This window comes from Sphingobacterium litopenaei, assembly GCF_014692495.1.
GTDB classification, from domain to species: Bacteria; Bacteroidota; Bacteroidia; order Sphingobacteriales; family Sphingobacteriaceae; genus Sphingobacterium; species Sphingobacterium litopenaei.
This window is the reverse complement of sequence record NZ_JACOIJ010000018.1, coordinates 1-22,516: the sequence shown is the minus strand read 5'-3', so window position 1 is coordinate 22,516 and position 22,516 is coordinate 1. Positions and strand designations below refer to the sequence as shown.

Genomic DNA, 22,516 nt, shown 5'->3' with positions numbered 1-22,516 from the left:
AATTCAGTTGTAACATTTATTTTTAAAGTCCTTTAGGTATTCGATCAAAAAGGTTATGATTATATGTCAAACTATTTTGTAAATAAATTCTTCAATTTATTTTTGTCTAGCATTAGCAAATCCTCTGTCACTACCAACTTTTAAGAATCCGCATTTTTCTAATACTTTTTGCGACCTGAAATTGTCAAAAGCCACTCTTCCGAAAATTGGTCTTTCTATTTCCGATGCTAAAAATAATTTTAGTGCATGAGTAGCAATACCTTTTCCCCAGTACTTTTTATCTATCCAATAGGTAATTTCGTTGTCTTCATGAATTATAAATTTAGAAACACTTCCTACAATATTGTTTTCAAACCAAATGGTTTGATGATTTACAGTTGAATTACTTAGTAATTTAGTGTATTTGCTTAAATATGCTTCTTCATCTGTGACATCCTAGGGCATAAATGCGGCTAAATATCCACTTTCCTCATCAAGTTAAAATTGAAACAATATAGGTAAGTCAATTATTCTTGTTGGTTTAAGTTGTATTTTAAGATTACTTGTCATTATTTTTTTTTTTTTTTTTTGAGTAATGCCCTCTGAATTCTGTCCATTGTATGTTGCATAAGAATTATGTCTAAATTCAGTGCAGAATATAATTGTTTAAAGAATTGGCTATTTGGTAAATCAAATAAAATTAACACAATATAGAGAAATATTAATTATTGATTTTGCACTTTATAAAGAAATTTACATAAGAGAAAAGAGCAATTCTTATGAATTGCTCTTTTCTTTCTCTCTATCTTTTTTTGCCGCTTTTTCTTTTTGTTTTCGTTGGAAGTCTGCAACTTCTACAATGCGCGGTATACTGCTCTTTGGTGCCATGTTTCGTAATTTTTTGAGTTTCTTACGGTAACGTATCGCACGTATGGTTCTGTTGTCTTTGTATAAGTTCCAATTCATTAAGAGGACGGAAATTAATACAATTGCCAATCCAGCAATCTGTAATACCGTTACCTGATGGTCTGTAAAGAAATGAACCAATAATAACGCTACTATAGGATTGACATAGGCATATGTACTCACTTCTGTGGCAGGCCGAACTTGCAATAACCAGATATATGAACTGAATGCTAATATGGAACCCATCAGCACCAAATAAAGCATAGCACCCCAATCTGCTACGTGAACCTGTGTATAATCAAAGCGACTATATTCTCCAGTTAACAAAGCGACTATTGTGAAAGCAAAACCAGCAGTGACCATTTGCCAAGCTGTTTTGACCATTACATTTAAGGAAGCTTCCTTTTTCTTTTCCTTATCTACTGATTTAGGTTTTTGATTATATTTCGAATACAATGATCCTATGGTCCATCCAATAGTTCCGCATGTCAATACCAGCATGGCTGTAAGATTTTGAGAACGCTCTTCTTGTGGGATTTCATTCGTCATTAGTTGTTCTGCGAATAGCATCACCACACCTGCGAAACCAAAAAATAATCCCAAAAGGGTAGGGATGCTCGAAAAGTTTTCTTTCCACTTGGGCTTATCCAGAATAATAAACCAAATAGCCGTTGCAGCCGATAATATGGATACAATACCGCTTGAAATATATTGCTCGGACCAAATGATGGCAGCCATATCCACAAATAGTAATAAAAAACCAACAAATACAGCTTGTTTTACATCTGCTTTGTTAAAAATCTTATACCCACGCAATTTGCAATAGCCCATCAATAACGAACCTGCGATTATGAATCGAATGGATCCTAATACAAAAGGTGTGAAAGATCGCAAAGCCTCCTCAATAAAGAAAAAGGTAGATCCCCAAACGATATATACAATCAGATAGGCTACTATAATTTTGGCTAAGGATGCTTTATTTTCTTCCATTATGCTGTTTGTGTTGGAATAACTAATTTTTGTTCTTCTTTTACAGTTTCTAAAACGATAGTTGTACGGGTAGAGATGATACCTTCTATTTTTCCCAATGTGTTGCGCATCAAGTCTACTAAACCTGCAGCATCATTTGTGCGTACTTTAATTAAATAACCATCGTCTCCTGCGATATCATGCACTTCTTGCACTTCAGGTATTTCAGCTAATAAATAGGCGACACCTTGCTCGCCTATGATATCAGATGTTTTAATAAATATAAAAGAAAGTAAATTTTGGTCTAAAGCCACAGGGTTGATCTTGGCATTGTATTGTAAAATCACTTCTTTTTGCTCTAATTTCTTAACGCGTTCCAAAATAGCCGAAGGAGCCATTCCTAATTCGCGGGCTATATCTGCATTATTAGTTCTAGCATTATTTTGCATAATGCGTAATATCTGATAATCAATATGATCTAATGAAACTTCTAATTTTCCCATAATTCTGCAAAATTACAAAATTTCAGAACATAATTCAAAATTTAAATAATTTTATAGAATTAAATTCAGTTTAATTTATGTGGTGTATTGAAATTCGACAAATACTTTTATAATTGATTTGCGTTTTTGTGCGTTATTTAAAAATAAACACGAAAAAACATAAAATAAATAGATGTATATATTATCAAAAATAACATACTTTACGTAGATTTGTTATGTTATTGCTCATTTTTTATACGAAGTATGTTACTATCTTTAGAAAAACTGAATACTGAATTAGATGGAGAGTTATATTTTCAAGAAAACAATCCAAAACATCAAACCATCTTAGTAGCTTATTCTACGGATGCCTCTGTATATCAAGAAAAACCTCTAGCTGTTGCTATTCCTTATACAAAGTCGGATCTAAACAAGTTAATTGATTTTGCGAATACTAATCAAATTACTTTGATACCACGTACAGCGGGAACTTCTTTGGCTGGACAGGTTGTGGGAAAAGGTATTATCGTTGATGTATCTAAGTTTTTCAATAAAATTTTAGAGGTAAATGAGCAAGAACAGTGGGCACGTGTTCAACCAGGTGTCATTCGGGACGATTTGAATGCGTATCTGAGGGCATATGGACTCATGTTTGGTCCCGAAACGTCTACAGCAAGTAGAGCGATGGTGGGCGGTATGATTGGTAACAATTCTTCGGGATTACACTCAATTGTTTGGGGAGATACGCGTGAAAATCTATTGGAAGCAAGTGTTCTGTTGAATGATGGTACTGAGGTTGTATTCAAAGAATTAAATCCTCAGGAATATTTTGCAAAGCTTTCTCAAAAAGATCGTGAAGGTGAAATTTATCGTCAGCTGAATGATATTATAAGCAATCAAGAAAACATAGAAATTATTAATTCAGGCTATCCGAAAAAAGATATAACGCGTCGGAATACAGGTTATGCCTTGGATTATTTAGTAGATAATACTAAACCTTTCAACTTGTGTAATCTATTGGCAGGTTCTGAAGGTACTATCGGTATAGTGACTGAAGCAAAAATCAAATTGCGTCCACTTCCTCCAAAAGAAATTGGTTTATTGTGTGTTCACTTTGCAGACATGGTTGAATGTATGCATGGTAACGTTGTTGCTTTGTCGCATAATCCTGAAGCTTCAGAGTTGGTTGATAAATACATTTTGGATTTTACGGTAGGACATCCAACTTACCAATACAATCGTTTTTTCATCCAAGGAGATCCGAAAGCATTATTAATAGTTGAATTTAGAGCGGATAACGAAGATGAGATTGTTCGTCGTGCGGAAGCTTTAAAGCAGGAATTACAAGCAAAAGGTTTAGGTTATGCGTATCCATTAGTTTTAGGTCCAAAACAAACGAATTTGGTTTGGGATGTACGTAAAGCGGGACTTGGTTTGATTCGTAATCTTCCAGGTGATGAGCAGCCCGTTAATCTAATTGAAGACTGTGCAGTTTCACCTGTAGACTTGCCAGCTTATGTTGCTGATGTGCAAAAGCTATTAAAAGATGAGGGTGTTCATGCCTCGTATTATGCACACGCTGGAGCGGGAGAGCTGCATATTGAACCATTCGTAAATCTTAAATCTTCAGAAGGTCGTCGACAGTTCCGTTCGATTCTGGAAAGAACAACAGATTTGGTATTGAAATATAATGGTTCATTGAGTGGTGAGCACGGTGATGGACGTTTGAGAGGAGAATTTATTGGTAAAGTTTTGGGTGATAAAGTTTATGCTTTATTACAAGACGTAAAAAATATCTTCGATCCAAAAGGTATTTTTAATGCCAATAAAATCGTTAACACGCCACCTATGGATACGTCCCTGCGCTATGACAAGGTCGTTGATGGCAAAGAAATCAAAACCTATTTTGATTTTACGAAAGATGAAAGCATTCTTCGTTTAGCGGAAAAATGTTCGGGTTCGGGAGACTGTCGAAAGACAGAAATTAGTGGTGGAACTATGTGTCCTTCATTCATGGCTACACGCAATGAAAAGGATACGACACGCGCAAGAGCAAATATGTTGCGTCAATTCTTAACGAATTCAACTAAACAAAATCGTTTCGATCACGAGGAAATCAAAGAAGTGATGGATTTATGTTTAAGCTGTAAAGGCTGTAAAACTGAATGTCCATCTAGTGTGGATGTGGCCAAGATGAAAGCGGAATTTTTGCAACATTATTATGATGCGAATGGTGCTCCATTCCGTTCGAAAGTGATTGCTAATTTCACCAAATCTCAGCAGTTAGGTTCTTTAGTAGCTCCACTTTATAACTTCTTTTCGCAAAATAAATTTACTTCAAGTCTTATCAAGCAAGTTGTTGGTTTTGCGCCTGATAGGTCATTACCAGAAGTGTCAGGTACAACCTTGAAACAATGGTTGAAAAAGCAAAATACACCGATTTCAAAACGTAAAGTATACCTTTTCTGTGATGAGTTTACGGATTATAATGATACAAGCATTGGACAGACTGCTTATAAATTACTGACTGCTTTAGGTTATGAAGTGTTGTTTGCGCCACATAAAGAAAGTGGTAGAACTTATTTATCTAAAGGATTTGTCAAAGAAGCGAAGAAATTGGCAAATGCCAATGTATCTATGCTAAAAGATAAAATTTCAGCTGAAACACCTTTATTGGGTATTGAGCCTTCGGCAATTATTACTTTCCGAGATGAATATTTGACATTGGTGGATGCGGACTTAAAAGCTGATGCGCAAAAGATTGCCGCAAATGCTTTGATGGTTGATGAATTTTTAGCTCAAGAAATAGACAAAGGAAATATTCATCCAGAACAATTTTCAGCAGAAAAACAACATATCAAATTACATGGTCACTGTTACCAAAAAGCCTTTCACTTGGTTGGATTTACAGAAAAAGTTCTTTCATTCCCTGCAAATTATACGGTTGAGGTAATTCCATCGGGCTGTTGTGGTATGGCAGGATCTTTTGGTTACGAAAAGGAGCATTACGATATTTCTATGAAAGTAGCGGAATTGGTGTTATTGCCAGCGGTACGATCTGCTAAAGAGGATACGATTATTGCGGCAGCGGGAACATCTTGTCGTCATCAAATCAAAGATGGTGCGGCGCGTAAATCCTTCCATCCAGTCGAAATTTTGTATAATGCTTTAATTAAATAAAACTTTATCGTAATTTGAATGCTTTAATTAGTAAAGTAAGTATTATGAAAGCTATAAAATCCACATTGTCAGCAGGAGTATTGGCGGCATTACTATTCGCAAGTTGCGGAAATTCGACGAATTCGTCACAAAGTGCAACAGGTCCGTCTTTGGAAAAGTTTACCAACGATAAGACTGCTGTAAAACAGCAATTGTTCTTGAGAATTGTAGATGAGTCACAAACGGATTCTTCGCACATCTATGTTGCAAAATCTGTATTCGAACAAGATACTGTTGGTCTGCAAGTGGAAGTATTGAAGAATATCAAGCCAGGTGTAAATGGTCAAGGAAGACCTGTTGAAGATGGTTTTGTAAGAGGAGCTCTAAAATTATCGTCTATCGGCGCTGAATCAGATGCTTTGGTAAAATCTTTAGCTACAATATTCGGAAGTCAATCTTCAGGCGCTTTTTCAAGTGCAGTAATAGAACCTACAGTATTTTCATCTAATACTATTGAAGTAGATTTAACCAAAAAATCGACTTATAGCTTTAAATTATTCTTTGACAATTCGATCGGAGAACCTGCCGAAGTGTTTGTTACATTGGATTTATACAAACGCTCTTTCGAAATCGGCGAGAAGGATGCTTCTTATAGAGCTCAATTTTTGTCTGCTTTAGAAGGAAAATAAAATATTTAATCAAAATTACATTGAGAAAGAGGGAAGCTGCAAAAAAAACTTTCCTCTTTTTTATTTTAATTAGCTACTTGCCAGGCACTTCTGTATTTTTCATCTAAGTGATATAAATACGTAAGAAGGTTTTAATTATACATATACTCATAAATACCTTTACTTAATAATGTCGTCGCTTCTTCGGCTTCTTGTTCATTTAGGTGCGCGAAGCCTAATCGAAGTGCTGTTAAATCTCTATTTTGATAAAGCAGATAATTTGGAAGCGTGAGATTTTTTGCTCGCAAAAGATTGGCAATGGCAAGCAAAGAAATTCGCTTATTTAATTGAATCCAAAATCCTAATCCAATTTCAGGTTTTTCAAAATGGATACTTTGTTCGAAATGCTGATCTAAGATGGAGGCAAAATAATCTCTTCTTTTTTGGTAAATCTTAGTTTGTTTTTGCAACTGCCGTAATAATAATCCTTCATTTATATATTCTGCAAGAGTTTCTTCTATAAGATACATAGCAGTTGACTGCCATATATTTTGCGCTTTGGATAATTCTAGGATTAGATTTTCGGGTACAATAATATAGGCTAAATCGTATGGATGAGGGAATAGGTCTTTGAGCGAATTCACATAAACGACAGAACCTTTGCTGTCAAGATTTTTTAGCGTAGAAATTTGATTTTTATGGTATACAAAATCAGTCCCATTATCATCTTCAATGATGATGAACTGATGTTCATATGCTAATTCTATTAATTGCTTTTTATTTTCTTCTGTCAAAGATATAGTAGTAGGATAAAGCTGATTTGTTTGAATATAGAGGGCTCGTATTTTTTGTTTATTAAGTATTGACTTAAAATGTTGTAGATCTATTCCATCTTGATTTGTAATAACAGTAATTAGATTAACTTGGGCATGTTTTAATTTCATATTGGTTTCAAAATGCCCAATCTCAGTTACGATGACAGTATCATTTGGACGAAAGAGAGTTTGTAAAATACTTTGAAAAGCAATTTGATTATTTTGGAAGATTAGTAGCTGATTTTCTGGAATTGTAAATCTTTTGGTGATATACAAATAATTTAGGAATTGTTGCTTTAAATTCATATTTTGTACATGAAAATTCTTATTAATAGCGCAAGCTGTGGTTTTCTTTTTTGTTAGCGCATTGAAAATTTGAGTCAAAATTTTAAAATCCAATAACCTAAAATCTCCTGTTCCATCTGTAAAATATAAATCTGTTGCAATTGGAATGTAAGGTGAATCCAGTATATAATTTTCCATTACTTCATAAGGAGTTTTAATTGAATTAAAAGCCTTCTCCGTAAGCTGTATGGAAGTAGTTTTAATTTTTTTGTTAGACACAAAAGCACCTATTTGAGGTATAATATCAATCCAACCTTGGGCGACTAGTTCGTCATATGCGGCCACAACTGTTTTGCGATGGAGATATAGTTTTTCGCTTAAAGTTCTGGTACCTGGTAATTTATCTCCAGTTTTAACAGCTTTTGTTTGTATGGCATTAATTAAGCCTTGTGCGATTTGTAAATAAATGGCAGTAGCTTCCATTTTATTAATCTTTATATAAGCTAAGATATTTTGTAAAACTGGACTATTCATTGTTTTTAAACTGGACTATTTTAATATGATGAAAAGATACCACATTTGCAGGACTTTAAAAATTATTAGCTCTATGTATTCAAATAAAATGTTGTTTTCTATTGCTGGGATTATTTGTACGAACTGTATGTATGCACAAACTGACAATACCTTGCGAAAGGATTCTATCTCCGAAGTAGTTATTTCTGAGAATCGTTTCCAAATTCCATTTGCAGAACGCAATAAAAATATTGAAATTATTACCGCCCAAGATATCTCTCAGATGCCCGTAAAATCTATTAGTGAAGTCTTGGCTTTTATCAATGGGGTGGATGTACGTCAGCGCGGTCCTTTTGGTACCCAAGCGGATATTAGTATTGATGGAGGAACATTCGAGCAGGCCTTGATATTACTAAATGGTGTGAAAATTTCTGATCCGCAAACTGGACATCATACGATGAATATTCCGGTGGCATTAGACGCAATAGAACGTATAGAAGTGCTTCGTGGACCAATGGCTCGTGTGTATGGAGTCAATGCTTTAACAGGAGCAATCAATATCGTTACAAAATCTTTTGCTAAAAATTCCTTAACTGTTCACCTGCAAGGAGGCTCTTCATTGGAAAATAAAGAAGAAGGCGATGGTTCAGGTAAATATTGGGGTGGAGGTGCTCAAGTGGTAGCACAATTAGGAAATAAGGATTTTCAAAATCTTATTTCATTATCTACAAATAAAACTAATGGACAACGTTACAATAGTGCTACAGAAGATATGCGTTTATATTATCAAGGAGCGTATAATCTTAATGCAAGCAACTCTTTAGATTGGTCAGCGGGATATATTGACAATGAATTTGGAGCAAATGGATATTATGCTGCACCTGGTGACAAGGAATCTTACGAAATAGTCAGAACAGCTTTTGCTCATTTTTCTACCAAACACTATTTTGGTGAGAAATTCTACATAAGTCCACGTATTTCAAACCGCTATAATTCGGATGACTATCGCTATTATAGAAATGATTTGAGTAAAGCGCGTTCTGAACATAAAAATAATGCGCTATCATTGGAGTTAAACAGTAGATTGACAACTTCACTTGGTCAATTTGGATTGGGATTGGAATTACGTGATGAAGATGTGAAAAGTAATAATCTAGGTAACCATACGCGCGAGAATTTTGGTTCTTATCTAGAATATAGAACAGAATTATTGTCAAAGTTGACTTTGCATGTAGGAGCTTATAGTAATTACAATAGTAAATACGGTTGGGAAGTTTATCCTGGAGTTGATGTGGGCTACCAATTTATCCCGAATTGGAAACTTAACCTTAATGTAGGCAAAAGTCAACGCATTCCATCTTTTACAGATTTATATTTGAAGCAACCCGCTAATGTGGGTAATCCTGATTTGAAATCCGAATATGCCTGGCAATACGAAACTTCCTTGCAAGGAAAAATAGGCGGAACGCAATTAGAAATACGCTATTTCTATAGAGATATTAATGACTTTGTAGATTGGACCAAAAACGCAGGAAATGTGACTGATCCAACGGAAATAAGTAAAATTCCTTATCAGCCTTTAAATTTAGGTAATAATAAAATGCATGGTGTAAGTGCATCTTTAAGTCGAGTATATGTGATTGGTTTTGACAGAAGCTTAAAATATGTCTTGGGGTATAATTACCTTTCTCCAGAAGATTTGTCTTACCAAACAGGAATAATATCAAAATACGTATTAGAAAGTCTCAAGCATCAAGCTTTGCTGAGAATACTATACAATGCACGCAATTGGGAGTTTAGCACTGGGAATCGCTGGATCAAAAGAGAATTGAACAAACCTTATTTTGTGTCTGATGTAAGATTAGGTTATACAATACATCATTGGAATATCTATGGTGATGTGATTAATATAGCGAATGCTTCTTATCAAGAATCAGGCGCGGTATTGATGCCTAAGCGTTGGTTTTCCTTCGGGATACGTTTAAGTTTGTAAGTCGTTAAAATACCGATGATTAGGTATAATTCGGATGATGCTATTTACATAAATTTGTTATATGTGAATAGATTATACCAATAGATTATTAACTTAAAATGAGTGTTAATGAAAAAGCATCTGATTTCAGATGCTTTTTCTATGAGTAATAGGGTAAATTATTAAATGAATTTACCTACTTCTTGAGCTAAATCAATGATTTTGTTTGAATAACCCCATTCGTTATCGTACCAAGATACAACTTTCACGAAGTTATCGTTCAATGAGATACCAGCTTTAGCATCGAAGATGGAAGTACGTGCGTCACCTAAGAAGTCAGTTGAAACAACTTCATCCTCAGTGTAACCCAAGATACCTTTCAATTCACCTTCTGAAGCTTCTTTCATTGCGTTTTTAACATCTTCGTAAGAAGCACCTTTATCTAAACGTACTGTTAAGTCAACAACAGAAACGTCAGCTGTAGGAACGCGGAAAGACATACCAGTTAATTTACCTTTCAAAGAAGGCAATACTAAACCTACTGCTTTAGCAGCACCTGTAGATGAAGGGATGATGTTTTGGTAAGCACCACGTCCACCTCTCCAGTCTTTCACTGAAGGACCGTCAACAGTTTTTTGAGTAGCAGTCACCGCGTGAACAGTAGTCATCAAACCTTCAACGATACCGAATTTATCATGTAATACTTTAGCAATAGGAGCTAAACAGTTTGTAGTACAAGATGCGTTAGAAACGATATTTTGATCTGCAGTTAATTCTTTGTGGTTTACACCCATTACGAAAGTAGGTGTGTCATCTTTAGCAGGAGCTGACATGATAACTTTTTTCGCACCAGCGTCGATATGTTTTTGAGCAGTTTCTTGAGTTAAGAATAAACCTGTTGATTCGATAACAACGTCAGCACCAACTTCGTTCCACTTCAAGTTTGCAGGATCTTTCTCAGCAGTTACACGGATAGTTTTACCGTTTACTACTAAGTTGCCATCTTTCACCTCTACAGTGCCATCAAATTTACCGTGCGTAGAATCATATTTTAACATGTAAGCCATGTAATCTGGTTCTACTAAATCGTTGATACCTACGATTTCGATATCAGCACGATTCACAGCAGCTCTGAAAGCTAAACGACCAATACGGCCAAATCCGTTAATTCCAATTTTCATTTTCTTAATTTTTATTAATGTAATATTTTATTAGATTTTGAATAGGTTCTTTATTTATAGTTTGGATATTCAAATGATATTCCTTTGCATATTCCATCAACCAATCTTGATAATTATGTGCTACGGATCCAGTCAAACTTATAGGGGAGTCTGGATATTGATCGAGCAAAGGTAGAATATAGGTAGTGATAAATAGATCAAGACCTTTTTTAATGATATTTGTTAAATATGGTTCGAAACGATTTTCGTAGAAGAAATCTGCAAATGAAGTAAGAAATATATTTGGGTTTGGATTATTATATAATTTTTCCAAAATATATTTTCTATCCAAATTGTATTTTTCATCTAACTTTTCGCGAAAACCATTTGGCATGGCATCAGTCAAATAATCGCGAAGTACCTGCTGTGCAATCCAGTTTGTCGATCCTTCATCCGCTAAAATATAGCCTAAACCATAATTATTCGGAATAATTTTCTTTCCTGTATAATATGCGGCGTTAGAACCTGATCCTATTATAGCAACAATTCCTTTTTCATCTCCAAAAGTCGATAGGGCAGAAGCATCCAAATCGTGCGCTACTTTTACTTTTGCATTTTTGAAGAAAGTCGAAAATACACGTTCAATTTTTTGCTGACGTTCTTTAGAAGATGCTCCGGCACCGAAAAAGAAAATCTTTTTCACGCGCTCTGCATTATATAGCAGATCGGTGTTCTTATTCAACAATTGATTGATAAAATTTTCATCCTGAATATACGAGTTGATTCCTGCTGTGCGAAAACCATGTAGCAGTCTTCCTTTTTCAGCTAGGCGCCAATCAGCATATCTCGATCCAGTGAAAATTACTAATATCATATGGAATATTATTTGTTCATTACGTTTGCAATCTCTAACAATTCCTCGTCCAACTTGAACTCTTTATTGTTTAACGCTTCTTCTAGTGGAGTTATTATTATTTGGTTGCCACGAATTCCTAAAGTACCACGTGTATTGCCTTTGATAAGCTCATTTACTGCGTTATAACCCATTCGCGTAGCAAGTACTCTGTCGAAGCTACTTGGAGCGCCTCCACGTTGCAAATGTCCTAATATACTAACTTTTATATCAAGATGGTTAATTTTTTCTTTGACAATTTTAGCTACATTGTATGCTCCACCATTTTTATCACCTTCTGCAATGATGACAATCATCGAAGTTTTTTTGCGTGATTCGGCAAATTCCAACTCTTCAATCAAGCTGTCAATACCCGAATTCAATTCAGGTAACAAAATAGCTTCTGCTCCGCCACCAATACCTGCATTCAAGGCAATACATCCAGAATCTCTTCCCATTACCTCTACAAAGAAAACACGGCTATGTGAAGAAGCTGTATCTCGGATTTTGTCAATAGCTTCGATAACGGTATTATTGGCTGTATCGTATCCCAATGTATAATCTGTACCGTACAAATCATTGTCAATAGTACCTGGGATACACATTACCGGAATGTCGTATTCTTTAGAAAAAAAGTCAGCCCCCGTAAATGTACCGTCACCACCTATAGCAACCAATGCATCTATTCCTTGCTCTTGAAGATTATTATATGCCAGTTGTCTTCCTTCTTTAGTCTTAAATTCTAAACAACGTGCTGATTTTAATATAGTACCACCTTTTTGAATAATAGAACTTACTGAACGACGATTCATTTCGATAAATGAACCTTCAATCATGCCTTGGTACCCATGATAAATACCCGTAACAGCGATATCGTTGTAAATAGCAGTTCTCACTACCGCTCTGATTGCGGCATTCATGCCTGGTGCGTCACCACCAGAAGTAAAAACTCCAATTCGATTAATTTTTTTCAAAGTAATTTAGATTAAGTTCGTACGAATATAATGTGTATTTTTTACACTATTAAATTTTTATCCATATTTTTTTGCTAGTTTGCTGATTTTTGTTCATCTTGTCGCTGTTAATCAAGAAAATCTATGAATAAATAAAGATTAACTCATGGCTACAATTTAATGATTATTACAGATTATTAAATTGATCATATGTCAGAAAATTATTAAGAAATAATAAATTTTTATAAGGGCAAAATCATGTTATCATTTTTTACAGTAGATTGTTTAATATTTACTTTTCATGAAGGTAAATTGAAAGTCTTATTGAATGAGAGGAATGAATACCCGTATCGTGATTGGTGGGCTATGCCTGGCTATTTTGTGGACAAGCAAGAGGAAATGGAGCAAGCGGTCAATCGTATTGCCTATGAACACACCGGATTAAAAAATATTTATTTAGAGCAATTAGCCGCGATGGCTGGTTTGAAGCGTCATCCTGAAGGACGTATTTTGACGGTAGCTTATATGGCATTGGTGCGATATGATGATGTCAAAAATAAAGTGAAACCAGTTACTAACTATATGCGTCAGGCAAAATGGTTTGATGTGAATGAAGTGCCTGAATTGGCTTTTGACCATAATGATATCCTAAAATTGGGATTAAAAAAGCTGAAAAGAAATCTCAACTATTCTACAGCTCCTTTTGAATTGCTGCCAGAAAAATTTACGCTTACACAATTACAACAAATATATGAAGCTATTCTAGGAGAGACGCTCGATAAGCGTAATTTTAGAAAGCGAATGAGCAACTTAGGTTATCTTAAAGAATTGGATGAATATCAGACTGGTGTCTCATACCGGGCTGCGCGTTTATACAAATTAGATAAACGTAAGTTCTTGAAACTGTTTACCTAGCAGTTATAATTACTAAACAAAACTTTTTGTCAGAGGATTGTATTTTTTTAATGCAATTCTACGTTCTATTTAAACGTTTTGTATTTTTGAACATTCTTTTGTAAAAGTCAAAAGTTAAAAATATAAAATGGATAAAAGAAAAGAGGAAATAATAGAGATTGCTTTGCGTCGATTTTCACATTATGGTTTTTCAAAAACTACGATGAATGAAATCGCGGATGACCTAAAAATCACCAAGGCGAACTTGTATTACTATTATCCAGACAAAGTTGCTTTGATAAAAGATGTGGTGTGCTATATTTCTACTAATTTGATTTCGCAAGAAGAGAAGATGATAGAGGCATACAACGGCGATTTGCTGGATACGTTATTTGCATTATTGAAGTTTCGTGCGGAGCATATGCGTAAGCATTACATGCTCTACATTAACGAAAACCTAGATTGGATTCGAGATAATGCCTTTACAGAGTTTATTGATGAGATAGAATGTAAAGATTTGGAAGTGTTACAAACGCTTTTGAACAAAGCCGTGGATGCTGGCAACTTAAAGATGGATAATATTGAAGAGTCAAGTGTGGTTTTGCGCAATATTATTAAAGGTTTAGGATTACTACATACCGTAAAAGATATCATGTGTGGTATCCCGAATTTGGAAAATGTGGATCATATTTTAGACAGTCAAATGAAGGCTGTGAAGTTAATTTTTGAAGAACGAATAGTTACTAATAAATAATAATGAAAAGAATCAGAATAATAGCTGTTTTATTAGCCGGTCTGTTTGGTGCTTCTTATGCGAATGCGCAAGAGGTCTTGACTTTACAAGAAGCAATAAAATATGCTTTGCAAAACAAGGCTGAAGCGAAGAAATCTGCTTTGGATGTAGAAAATGCCGAATATAAGATTGACGAAGTTCGATCAGGAGCTCTACCGCAGGTGAATGCTAATGGCTCCATTAATTATAATCCGTTGTTGCAAAAAAGTGCTTTGCCAGCCGAAATTTTTGGTGGTGAACCAGGAGAAACAATTATGGTTGCCTTTGGACAAAAGTGGCAAACTAATGCAGCCGTATCTGTAAATCAACAGCTTTTTAATCAATCCTTATTTACTGGTTTGAAAGCTGCTAAAACTACGCGTGAATTTTATCAAATTAATAATACGCTTACTGAAGAGAATCTAATTGAGAAGGTAGCGAATAGCTATTATGAGGTTTTTCAAACACAACTTCAACTCAAAACTTTAGATATCAATCTAGAAAGCACACGTAAAACTCGTGACGTAATCAAGGGTTTGGTTGATGCGGGCTTAGGTAAGAAAATTGATTTGGATCGTACAACAGTAGCGGTAAATAATCTAGAGGCACAAAGACAGCAAGTAATCAATGCATTAGAACTTCAAGAAAATGCCTTAAAATTTGCTATCGGAATGGACATTACAAATGACATTGTATTACCAGAGGAAACTTTCGATATCTCAGTAGAAAGAATGTATGATACAGCGGATGTAAATAGCCGTACTGAAATCGCTCTTTTGAATAAACAGACTGAATTATTGGAATTGAATCGTAAATCTATCGTTTCTACTTATTATCCTTCTTTATCTTTTACAGGTAACTTTGGATATTTAGGTATGGGTAATATATTCCCTACATTTGGTAGTGATGGTTTCAAATGGTCTAATTTCTCAGGATTAGGTTTGAATTTATCTATTCCAATTTTTAATGGGGGTTCTACACGTTCGAAAATCAGACAAGCTGATATCGAATTGAGAAAAACAGAAGTCGATATTCAGGATGCTAAATTGGGTCTTTCCTTAGCAAATGAAAATGCGAAGACACAAATCAAAAACTCTTTATTGACAATCAATACGAATAGAAGTAATGTAGCTTTGGCTAAAGAAGTATTGGACAATACCAATAACAACTACACAAATGGTTTAGCTACGTTGACAGAATTGCTTGATGCAGAGAATGCTTATGCAGATGCGCAAAACAATCTGAACACAGCTTTATTGAAATACAAAGTTGCTGAAATTCAGTTGATAAAATCTAACGGACAATTAAAAACATTAGTAAACGCAAATTAGACTAAATATATATTATGAAACGTGCAATAATTACGGTAATTATTATCGCAGCAGCATTAGGAGGAATCTTTTTTATCTTAAAAAATAACAAAGCAAAAAATGACGCTGTAACTCAGGAAGCGGCAAAAACTAACGCAAATGTAGCAGTACGTATTGATACAGCGCGTATGGAATCTATAGATGGTACTTATGCAGCAAATGGTACTTTCGAGCCTAAGCAAGAAGTAACTGTATCTGCGGAGGCAGCTGGTCGTGTGGTTAGAGTTTTGGTGGACGAAGGTTCTCGTGTGAGCGCAGGACAGACTTTAGCTATTGTTGAGGGTGATAAATTAAATGTCAATGTAGCTAACGCGCAAGCAAACTATGATAATGCACAACAAAACTTACAACGTTTTGAGAGTGCTTACAAAACAGGTGGTGTAACACAACAACAATTGGATCAAGCGAGATTGCAATTTGAAACAGCAAAAAACAACTTACGTAGTTCTAAATTAACTGCTGGTGATGTAACTATCAAAACATCTGTATCGGGTATTGTGAATGCACGTAAAATTGAGCCAGGAACGTATGTAAATCCAGGAACTCCAGCTTTTGACATTGTAAACGTAAGCTCGTTGAAATTACGTGTGAACGTAGATGAGAAAAATGTGGCAAGTTTAGCTGTAGGTCAATCTGTAGATGTAACAGCTTCTGTTTATACAGATAAATCATATACTGGTCGTATTACATTTATCGCTCCTAAATCAGATGGTAGCTTAAATTTTCCAGTAGAAGTAGAAGTTGCTAACAAAGGAAATGATCTTCGTGCAGGAATGTACGGTACGGCTAATTTCGGTGGCAAATCTGCAGCTAGCGTATTAGTAATTCCTCGTACTGCTTTTGTAGGTTCTGTATCAGACAACAAAGTATTTGTTGCTAAAAATGGTAAAGCAATCGAAACTAAGGTGGTTTCAGGAAGAAACTTTGGTAACAACATCGAAGTGTTGAGCGGTCTTAACGCGGGTGATCAAGTAATCATTTCAGGTCAAATTAACTTGTTAGATCAAACTGCAATCGAAGTTATTAAATAAGATTGGGTAAAAAGCTATTATGAAAATTTCAGAAATATCGATAAAACGACCTAGTATCATCTTGGTGTTATTCATCATTTTGACGCTCGGTGGTCTATTCTCATATTCCCAATTGGGGTATGAGTTGATTCCAAAGTTCGAGGTGAATGTAATTACCATTCAAACGGTTTATCCAGGAGCTTCGCCTACGGAGGTTGAAAATACAGTAACGAAAAAAATTGAGGATGCGGTTGCCTCCTTGGAGATGGTAAAAAAGATTGAGTCTACTTCATTAGAAGGGGTATCAGTCGTGATGGTAACTTTGAATAACGGTGCAGACGTAAACTTCCTGTTGACGGATGCGCAGCGTAAAATCAACTCCGTTATCAACGACTTACCAGATGATGCCAAGACACCATCGTTAAATAAATTCTCTTTGGATGATGTGGCTATCATGAGCTTAGCGGTAACATCCAAATTGACAGAGAAAGAATTATACGATTTATTGGATACGAAAATTCAACCTGTTTTCGCGCGTATCAATGGTGTCGCTAAAGTAGATATGCTTGGTGGTGAAGAACGTGAGATTCAAGTGAAAATTGATCCAGATAAGATCCAAGGTTATGGATTAAGTATCTCAGCGGTACAACAAGCTATTGCTTCATCCAACATGGACTTCCCAACAGGTAATGTCGCTTCTAAAGATAACCGTACGACTATTCGTCTAGCGGGTAAAGTGAGAAGTATTGATGAGTTGCGAAATTTACCTTTGACTACTCCTGCAGGTATTACTATTTTCTTGAGAGATGTAGCGGATGTACAAGATGGTATCGTGGAAATTGAGAAAATTGCACGTGTAGACCGTCAAAATACGATCATGTTGCAAGTATTTAAGCAATCTGATGCGAATGCCGTTGCAGTGTCGGAATTGGTACGTAATACAATTGCTACGTATGACAAAGAGGGCAATGTAATAGGTGGGGTAGAGAAAGATTATTCAGAACAAGGTGTTAAGATTTCGGTAGCAAATGACTCATCAGAATTTACATTGACAGCTGCAGACAACGTAATCCATGACTTGGTTATTGCGATTGTGTTGGTAGGTTTCATCATGTTATTCTTCTTACACTCGTTGCGTAATGCGGCGATCACGATGGTGGCTATTCCATTGTCATTGATTGCAACATTCATTGGATTATTGCTAATGGGTTATACGTTGAACTTGATGTCTTTACTGGGTTTATCTCTTGTAGTAGGTATTTTGGTCGATGATGCGATTGTGGTAATTGAAAACATTCACCGTCATATGGAGATGGGTAAAAACAAAGTTCGTGCAGCCTATGATGGTGCTTCGGAAATTGGTTTTACTGTAACAGCGATTACTTTAGTAATCGTGGTAGTATTCTTACCTATTGCGATGTCTACAGGTTTAGTGGCTAATATCTTGGCTCAGTTCTGTGTGACTGTAATTATATCTACCTTATTGTCTTTATTAGTTTCATTTACTGTAGTGCCTTGGTTGTACTCTCGTTTCGGTAAACTAGAATACTTAAGTGAGACTTCATTCTTCGGAAGAATCGTTCACGGTTTCGAAGCTGGTTTGGATAAGTTTACACACAAAATTTCGGATATCTTAAGATGGTCATTGCGTTCAAGAGGTAATAAAGTAATCACTTTATTAGTTTCTGTAGTATTGTTCGTTGCATCTATTGCCTTAGTTCCTGCTGGATTTATTGGTGCGGATTTCTTCCCATCCTCAGATAGAGGAGAGTTCTTCATGCAATTTGAATTAGAAAAAGATGCTTCTTTGGAGAAAACAAACATCTTAACGCGTCAAGCAGAAGATATCTTAGCTTCAAAACCAGAAATTGAAAAAATCATTACGACAGTAGGTCAATCTTCTGAAGGTGGTATGAGTTCGGCAACGGGTTCTCGTTACAAGTCCGAAATTCACGTTATCTTAACAGAAGAGGCTAAACGTAGCATGAACTCCAAAGTATTTGCGGTTCAATTGCGTAATGAGTTGCTACCAAAATTAGTGGGTGCAAAAATCAAATCTGTACCAGTAGGTATCATGGGAGCGGAGCAAGCGCCATTGAAGTTAACCATCATTGGTTCTACAGTAGAAGATGCACAAGAATTTGCCTTACAAGCTGCGGATTTATTAAGAGAAGTTCCTGGATCTCGTGATGTGAAATTGACTTCGGAATCAGGTAACCCGGAGATTTCGGTGAAAGTAGACCGTGAGAAAATGACTTCATTAGGCTTAAATGTGGCTTCAGTAGGTATGACCATGCAAACTGCTTTCTCTGGTAATACAGATAATAAATTCCGTGCAGGTGATAATGAGTATGACATTAACATTCAATTTGATGATAAAGGACGTACAAGTTTAGAAGATGTTAAAAAATTAAAATTCACAAATAGTACAGGTGCTAATATTTCCTTAGATCAGTTTGCTGAAGTAGAATACAGTTCTGGTCCAACGATGTTAGAGCGTCGCGACAAATCGCCTGCTGTATCGGTACAAGGTGGTGTAATCGGTCGTCCTACAGGTACTATTGCGGCAGAATGGGAAGAGAAATTCAGTCAGTTGCCTCGTAAAGCAGGTGTATCATACGTTTGGGGTGGTAACATGGAAAACCAATCTGAAGGTTTTGGTACATTGGGTATTGCGTTGATGGCTTCGTTAATTTTGGTTTACTTAGTAATGGTTGCTTTGTATGACAACTTTGCTACACCATTTGTCGTGTTATTCTCTATTCCTTTATCATTCATCGGTGCCTTATTAGCCTTAGCGTTGACGAATCAATCGTTGAACATCTTTACGATCTTAGGTATTATCATGTTGATTGGTTTGGTGGCTAAGAATGCGATCATGTTGGTTGACTTTGCGAACCACCGTAAGGAAGAAGGTATGAATACACACGATTCCTTGGTAGCTGCCAACCACGCGCGTCTTCGTCCAATCTTAATGACAACTATTGCGATGGTATTCGGTATGATTCCTATTGCTATTGCGACAGGTGATGGTGCGGATATGAACAGAGGTTTGGCGATCGTTATTATCGGTGGTCTATTATCTTCGATGTTCTTGACATTGGTAGTCGTACCCGTAGTATATTCATTAATGGATAGCTTAAAACGCCGTTTTGGTAAAGCAGAACCAACAAATTATGCTGCTGAAATGGTTGCGGATTACGTGCCTAACGAACATTACGTCGAAAAACACTAATAGTTGTTTGATAAATCTAAAAAAAGGAGGAAATTTTCCTCCTTTTTTATTCCTGAAATTCACAGAGTTAGTTGAAATTTTAAAATTATTTACTAAATTAAGTGCTGTAAAATTTGGTATTAAAGGCTTTTTACCTATATTTGCATCACCAAAACGGAAGAGGCTATACCCGGAAGTGATGGTTGAAGCATTCCTAGCTCAATTGGATAGAGCGTCTGACTACGGATCAGAAGGTTAGGGGTTCGACTCCCTTGGAGTGCACTTAGTTAACTGAAAGCCTAATTCTAACAAGGATTAGGCTTTTTATTTTGTCACAAAATAAACATAATCAAAACTATGCTAAACCTTGTATTATTCGGTCCTCCAGGAGCAGGAAAAGGAACTCAATCAGAAAAACTTATTGCAAAATACAATTTGGTACATATTTCTACAGGAGATATTTTCCGTGCACACATCAAGGATCAAACTGAATTAGGAAAACAAGTAAGCCAAATCATTGCAGAAGGTAATTTGGTTCCTGACTCGATTACTATCGCTATGTTGGAAGAGGAAATCAAAAAGAATCCTTTGGCAACAGGTTTTATCTTCGACGGTTTTCCACGTACAGTAGCACAAGCAGAAGCATTAGACGCATTTTTGGATAGTATAGATACTTCGATTTCTGGTGTGGTGGCTTTGGATGTGACAGAAGAGGAGTTGACGCAACGTATCGCTAAACGCCAAGAGATATCTGGTCGTGCGGATGATGCAGCCGATAAATTGAAAAAACGTATTGAGGAATACTTCAGCAAAACTATTCATCTATTGCCTTATTACGAAGCACAAGGTAAGTTAACTAAAGTAAACGGTATTGGTGAGATCGAAACTATCTTCGCTGAATTGTCTGCTGTAATTGATAGCTACCAAAAATAATTTTTAAAAAAGATACATCTATATATGGCTCAAGGTTCAAATTTTGTTGATTATGTAAAAGTGTGTTGTCGTTCGGGGCATGGTGGGGCAGGATCTGCACATTTGCATCGCGATAAAACGACAATGAAAGGTGGGCCAGACGGTGGTGATGGAGGCCGTGGTGGACATATTATCCTAAAAGGTTCTTCGCAGCACTGGACGTTGTTGCACTTAAAATACCGTAAGCACATTATTGCGGCAGACGGTGAGCGTGGTGGTTCTGCATTGCGTACAGGTGCGACAGGTAAGGATGAAATCTTAGAAGTGCCACTTGGTACGGTAGCAAAAGATGCCGAAACAGGAGAAGTGATTTTTGAAATTACCGAAGATGGTGAAACAAAAATCTTGACTCCAGGTGGTAAAGGTGGTTTGGGAAATAACAATTTCAAATCAGCTACACAACAAACACCGCGTTTTGCTCAACCAGGTATGCCCGGTAAAGAGCAATGGGTGATTTTGGAATTGAAGGTATTGGCGGATGTAGGTTTGGTAGGATTTCCGAATGCAGGTAAATCTACTTTACTGTCTGTGGTATCAGCCGCGAAGCCTGAGATCGCAAATTATCCGTTTACAACGCTTGTTCCAAATTTAGGTATCGTAGGATACCGCGACAACAAATCTTTCGTAATGGCGGATATTCCGGGTATTATCGAAGGCGCTTCCGAAGGAAAAGGTTTAGGTTACCGTTTCTTGAGACATATTGAGCGTAACTCGGTATTGTTGTTTATGGTGCCTGCCGATACTGATCGTACGATAGAAGAGGAGTATACTATCTTGTTGAACGAATTGAAGTCATACAATCCTGAGATGTTGGCAAAACCTCGTCTTTTGGCGGTTACCAAATCCGATATGTTGGATGAGGAATTGGAAGAAGAAATGAAAGCACAGCTTCCTAAAGATATTTCTTACATCTTTATTTCTTCAGTTGCGGGTAAGAATATTACGCAATTGAAAGATATGCTTTGGAAAGCTATTAACGAGTAAAAAAAGATGCAAATTTATCGGTTTAAGAATCAGTAAGTTTGCTAAAAATTACCATAAAAAACGCAAAATAGTTTGCAGAAACGCATGAAATAGCTATCTTTGCATCACTTCAAACAACGAAGGATACTTCAAAAAAGAAGTAAGATTCCGTAGCTCAGCTGGTAGAGCAATACACTTTTAATGTATGGGTCCTGGGTTCGAGTCCCAGCGGGATCACAATCTAAAAAGCTCAATCGAAAGATTGGGCTTTTTTCGTTTTGCCCGCTTTGCACGAGAACCCAAGGGTTCGAACAATATCGGTCAGGGTATGTGGATGAGCTTTGCGGGGATCAAGCAGAATTCTTGGGGGGAGTGTTAAAAATTTCTTAGTTTAGCATCCTTAATACAGATATCCCTTGCAAGAAGCCGAACGTAAATTATTATCTTTATTGCTGCCCGAAGGGCTTTTGGAATACTTTCAGATTTTAGAAGTCGATCAAGTTGACAATCAACTCCATATTTATTTAGATGAGCTTAATATTGCTCCGACAGGCTATGAGAACAGCAA

General features: G+C 36.1%; 17 protein-coding genes and 2 tRNA genes. 12 read left to right on the top strand and 7 right to left on the bottom strand.

The features are described 5' to 3' along the window. Nucleotides 1–96 precede the first annotated feature (96 nt). The 3 genes from H8B04_RS17500 to H8B04_RS10290 all read right to left on the bottom strand — a co-directional run bounded on the left by H8B04_RS17500 (nt 97) and on the right by H8B04_RS10290 (nt 2,357). Nucleotides 97–360, bottom strand: coding sequence for a GNAT family N-acetyltransferase (locus tag H8B04_RS17500; protein WP_394354881.1), 264 nt, complete (start codon nt 358–360; stop codon nt 97–99). Between the two features lie 396 nt (nt 361–756). Then, nucleotides 757–1,875, bottom strand: coding sequence for an EamA family transporter (locus H8B04_RS10295; RefSeq protein WP_190302297.1), 1,119 nt, complete (start codon nt 1,873–1,875; stop codon nt 757–759). Continuing rightward, nucleotides 1,875–2,357 (bottom strand): Lrp/AsnC family transcriptional regulator, encoded by a 483-nt coding sequence (locus H8B04_RS10290; RefSeq protein WP_165292122.1) that lies wholly within the window; start codon nt 2,355–2,357, stop codon nt 1,875–1,877. Before H8B04_RS10290 ends, H8B04_RS10295 begins: the two co-directional genes overlap by 1 nt. A 243-nt stretch (nt 2,358–2,600) precedes the next feature. Between H8B04_RS10290 and H8B04_RS10285 the strand changes: the two genes are divergently transcribed. Next, nucleotides 2,601–5,516, top strand: coding sequence for an FAD-binding and (Fe-S)-binding domain-containing protein (locus H8B04_RS10285; protein WP_190302296.1), 2,916 nt, complete (start codon nt 2,601–2,603; stop codon nt 5,514–5,516). Nucleotides 5,517–5,560: 44 nt separating this feature from the next. Continuing rightward, a complete protein-coding gene (locus H8B04_RS10280; protein ID WP_190302295.1) occupies nt 5,561–6,184 on the top strand; it encodes a hypothetical protein in 624 nt (207 codons plus the stop codon). Nucleotides 6,185–6,315: 131 nt separating this feature from the next. On the opposite strand, the gene H8B04_RS10275 is transcribed toward H8B04_RS10280, so the two are convergent. Continuing rightward, complete coding sequence (locus H8B04_RS10275) at nt 6,316–7,797, bottom strand: aminotransferase-like domain-containing protein (RefSeq protein WP_190302294.1); 1,482 nt, start codon at nt 7,795–7,797, stop codon at nt 6,316–6,318. A gap of 73 nt (nt 7,798–7,870) precedes the next feature. On the opposite strand from H8B04_RS10275, the gene H8B04_RS10270 reads away from it, so the two are divergent. Next, the gene (locus H8B04_RS10270) at nt 7,871–9,769 is read left to right on the top strand and encodes a TonB-dependent receptor plug domain-containing protein (protein WP_190302293.1); all 1,899 of its coding nucleotides are present in this window, start codon (nt 7,871–7,873) and stop codon (nt 9,767–9,769) included. Between the two features lie 161 nt (nt 9,770–9,930). Here H8B04_RS10270 and gap read toward each other — a convergent pair whose 3' ends face one another. Genes gap through pfkA form a run of 3 tightly spaced genes read right to left on the bottom strand, consistent with a single transcriptional unit; the run spans nt 9,931 to nt 12,774 of the window. Continuing rightward, nucleotides 9,931–10,929, bottom strand: a complete 999-nt coding sequence (gene gap, locus H8B04_RS10265) for a type I glyceraldehyde-3-phosphate dehydrogenase (protein WP_165292117.1) — start codon at nt 10,927–10,929, stop codon at nt 9,931–9,933. A gap of 4 nt (nt 10,930–10,933) precedes the next feature. After that, entirely contained in the window at nt 10,934–11,782 is an 849-nt protein-coding gene (locus H8B04_RS10260; RefSeq protein WP_165292116.1) for a hypothetical protein, read from the bottom strand. Between the two features lie 8 nt (nt 11,783–11,790). Further along, a complete protein-coding gene (gene pfkA, locus H8B04_RS10255) occupies nt 11,791–12,774 on the bottom strand; it encodes a 6-phosphofructokinase (RefSeq protein WP_190302292.1) in 984 nt (327 codons plus the stop codon). Nucleotides 12,775–13,011: 237 nt separating this feature from the next. On the opposite strand from pfkA, the gene H8B04_RS10250 reads away from it, so the two are divergent. The 9 genes from H8B04_RS10250 to H8B04_RS10210 all read left to right on the top strand — a co-directional run bounded on the left by H8B04_RS10250 (nt 13,012) and on the right by H8B04_RS10210 (nt 22,185). Next, entirely contained in the window at nt 13,012–13,668 is a 657-nt protein-coding gene (locus tag H8B04_RS10250) for an NUDIX hydrolase (protein ID WP_165292115.1), read from the top strand. Nucleotides 13,669–13,795: 127 nt separating this feature from the next. Continuing rightward, nucleotides 13,796–14,401 (top strand): TetR/AcrR family transcriptional regulator, encoded by a 606-nt coding sequence (locus H8B04_RS10245; RefSeq protein WP_165292114.1) that lies wholly within the window; start codon nt 13,796–13,798, stop codon nt 14,399–14,401. Nucleotides 14,402–14,403: 2 nt separating this feature from the next. Then, nucleotides 14,404–15,750, top strand: a complete 1,347-nt coding sequence (locus H8B04_RS10240; RefSeq protein WP_190302291.1) for a TolC family protein — start codon at nt 14,404–14,406, stop codon at nt 15,748–15,750. A gap of 14 nt (nt 15,751–15,764) precedes the next feature. Further along, nucleotides 15,765–16,820, top strand: coding sequence for an efflux RND transporter periplasmic adaptor subunit (locus H8B04_RS10235; protein ID WP_165292112.1), 1,056 nt, complete (start codon nt 15,765–15,767; stop codon nt 16,818–16,820). 19 nt (nt 16,821–16,839) lie between these two features. Continuing rightward, on the top strand, nt 16,840–20,034 hold the full coding sequence (locus tag H8B04_RS10230; protein WP_165292111.1) for an efflux RND transporter permease subunit: 3,195 nt from the start codon (nt 16,840–16,842) through the stop codon (nt 20,032–20,034). Nucleotides 20,035–20,221: 187 nt separating this feature from the next. Next, a tRNA-Arg gene (locus H8B04_RS10225) sits at nt 20,222–20,295 on the top strand. A gap of 75 nt (nt 20,296–20,370) precedes the next feature. Next, nucleotides 20,371–20,946 carry an adenylate kinase gene (locus H8B04_RS10220; RefSeq protein ID WP_165292110.1) on the top strand — a complete coding sequence of 192 codons (576 nt, stop codon included), beginning with the start codon at nt 20,371–20,373 and terminating at the stop codon, nt 20,944–20,946. A gap of 24 nt (nt 20,947–20,970) precedes the next feature. Then, nucleotides 20,971–21,969 carry a GTPase ObgE gene (obgE, locus tag H8B04_RS10215; RefSeq protein WP_165292109.1) on the top strand — a complete coding sequence of 333 codons (999 nt, stop codon included), beginning with the start codon at nt 20,971–20,973 and terminating at the stop codon, nt 21,967–21,969. Between the two features lie 143 nt (nt 21,970–22,112). Further along, nucleotides 22,113–22,185 (top strand) — tRNA-Lys (locus H8B04_RS10210). Nucleotides 22,186–22,516: the final 331 nt, after the last annotated feature.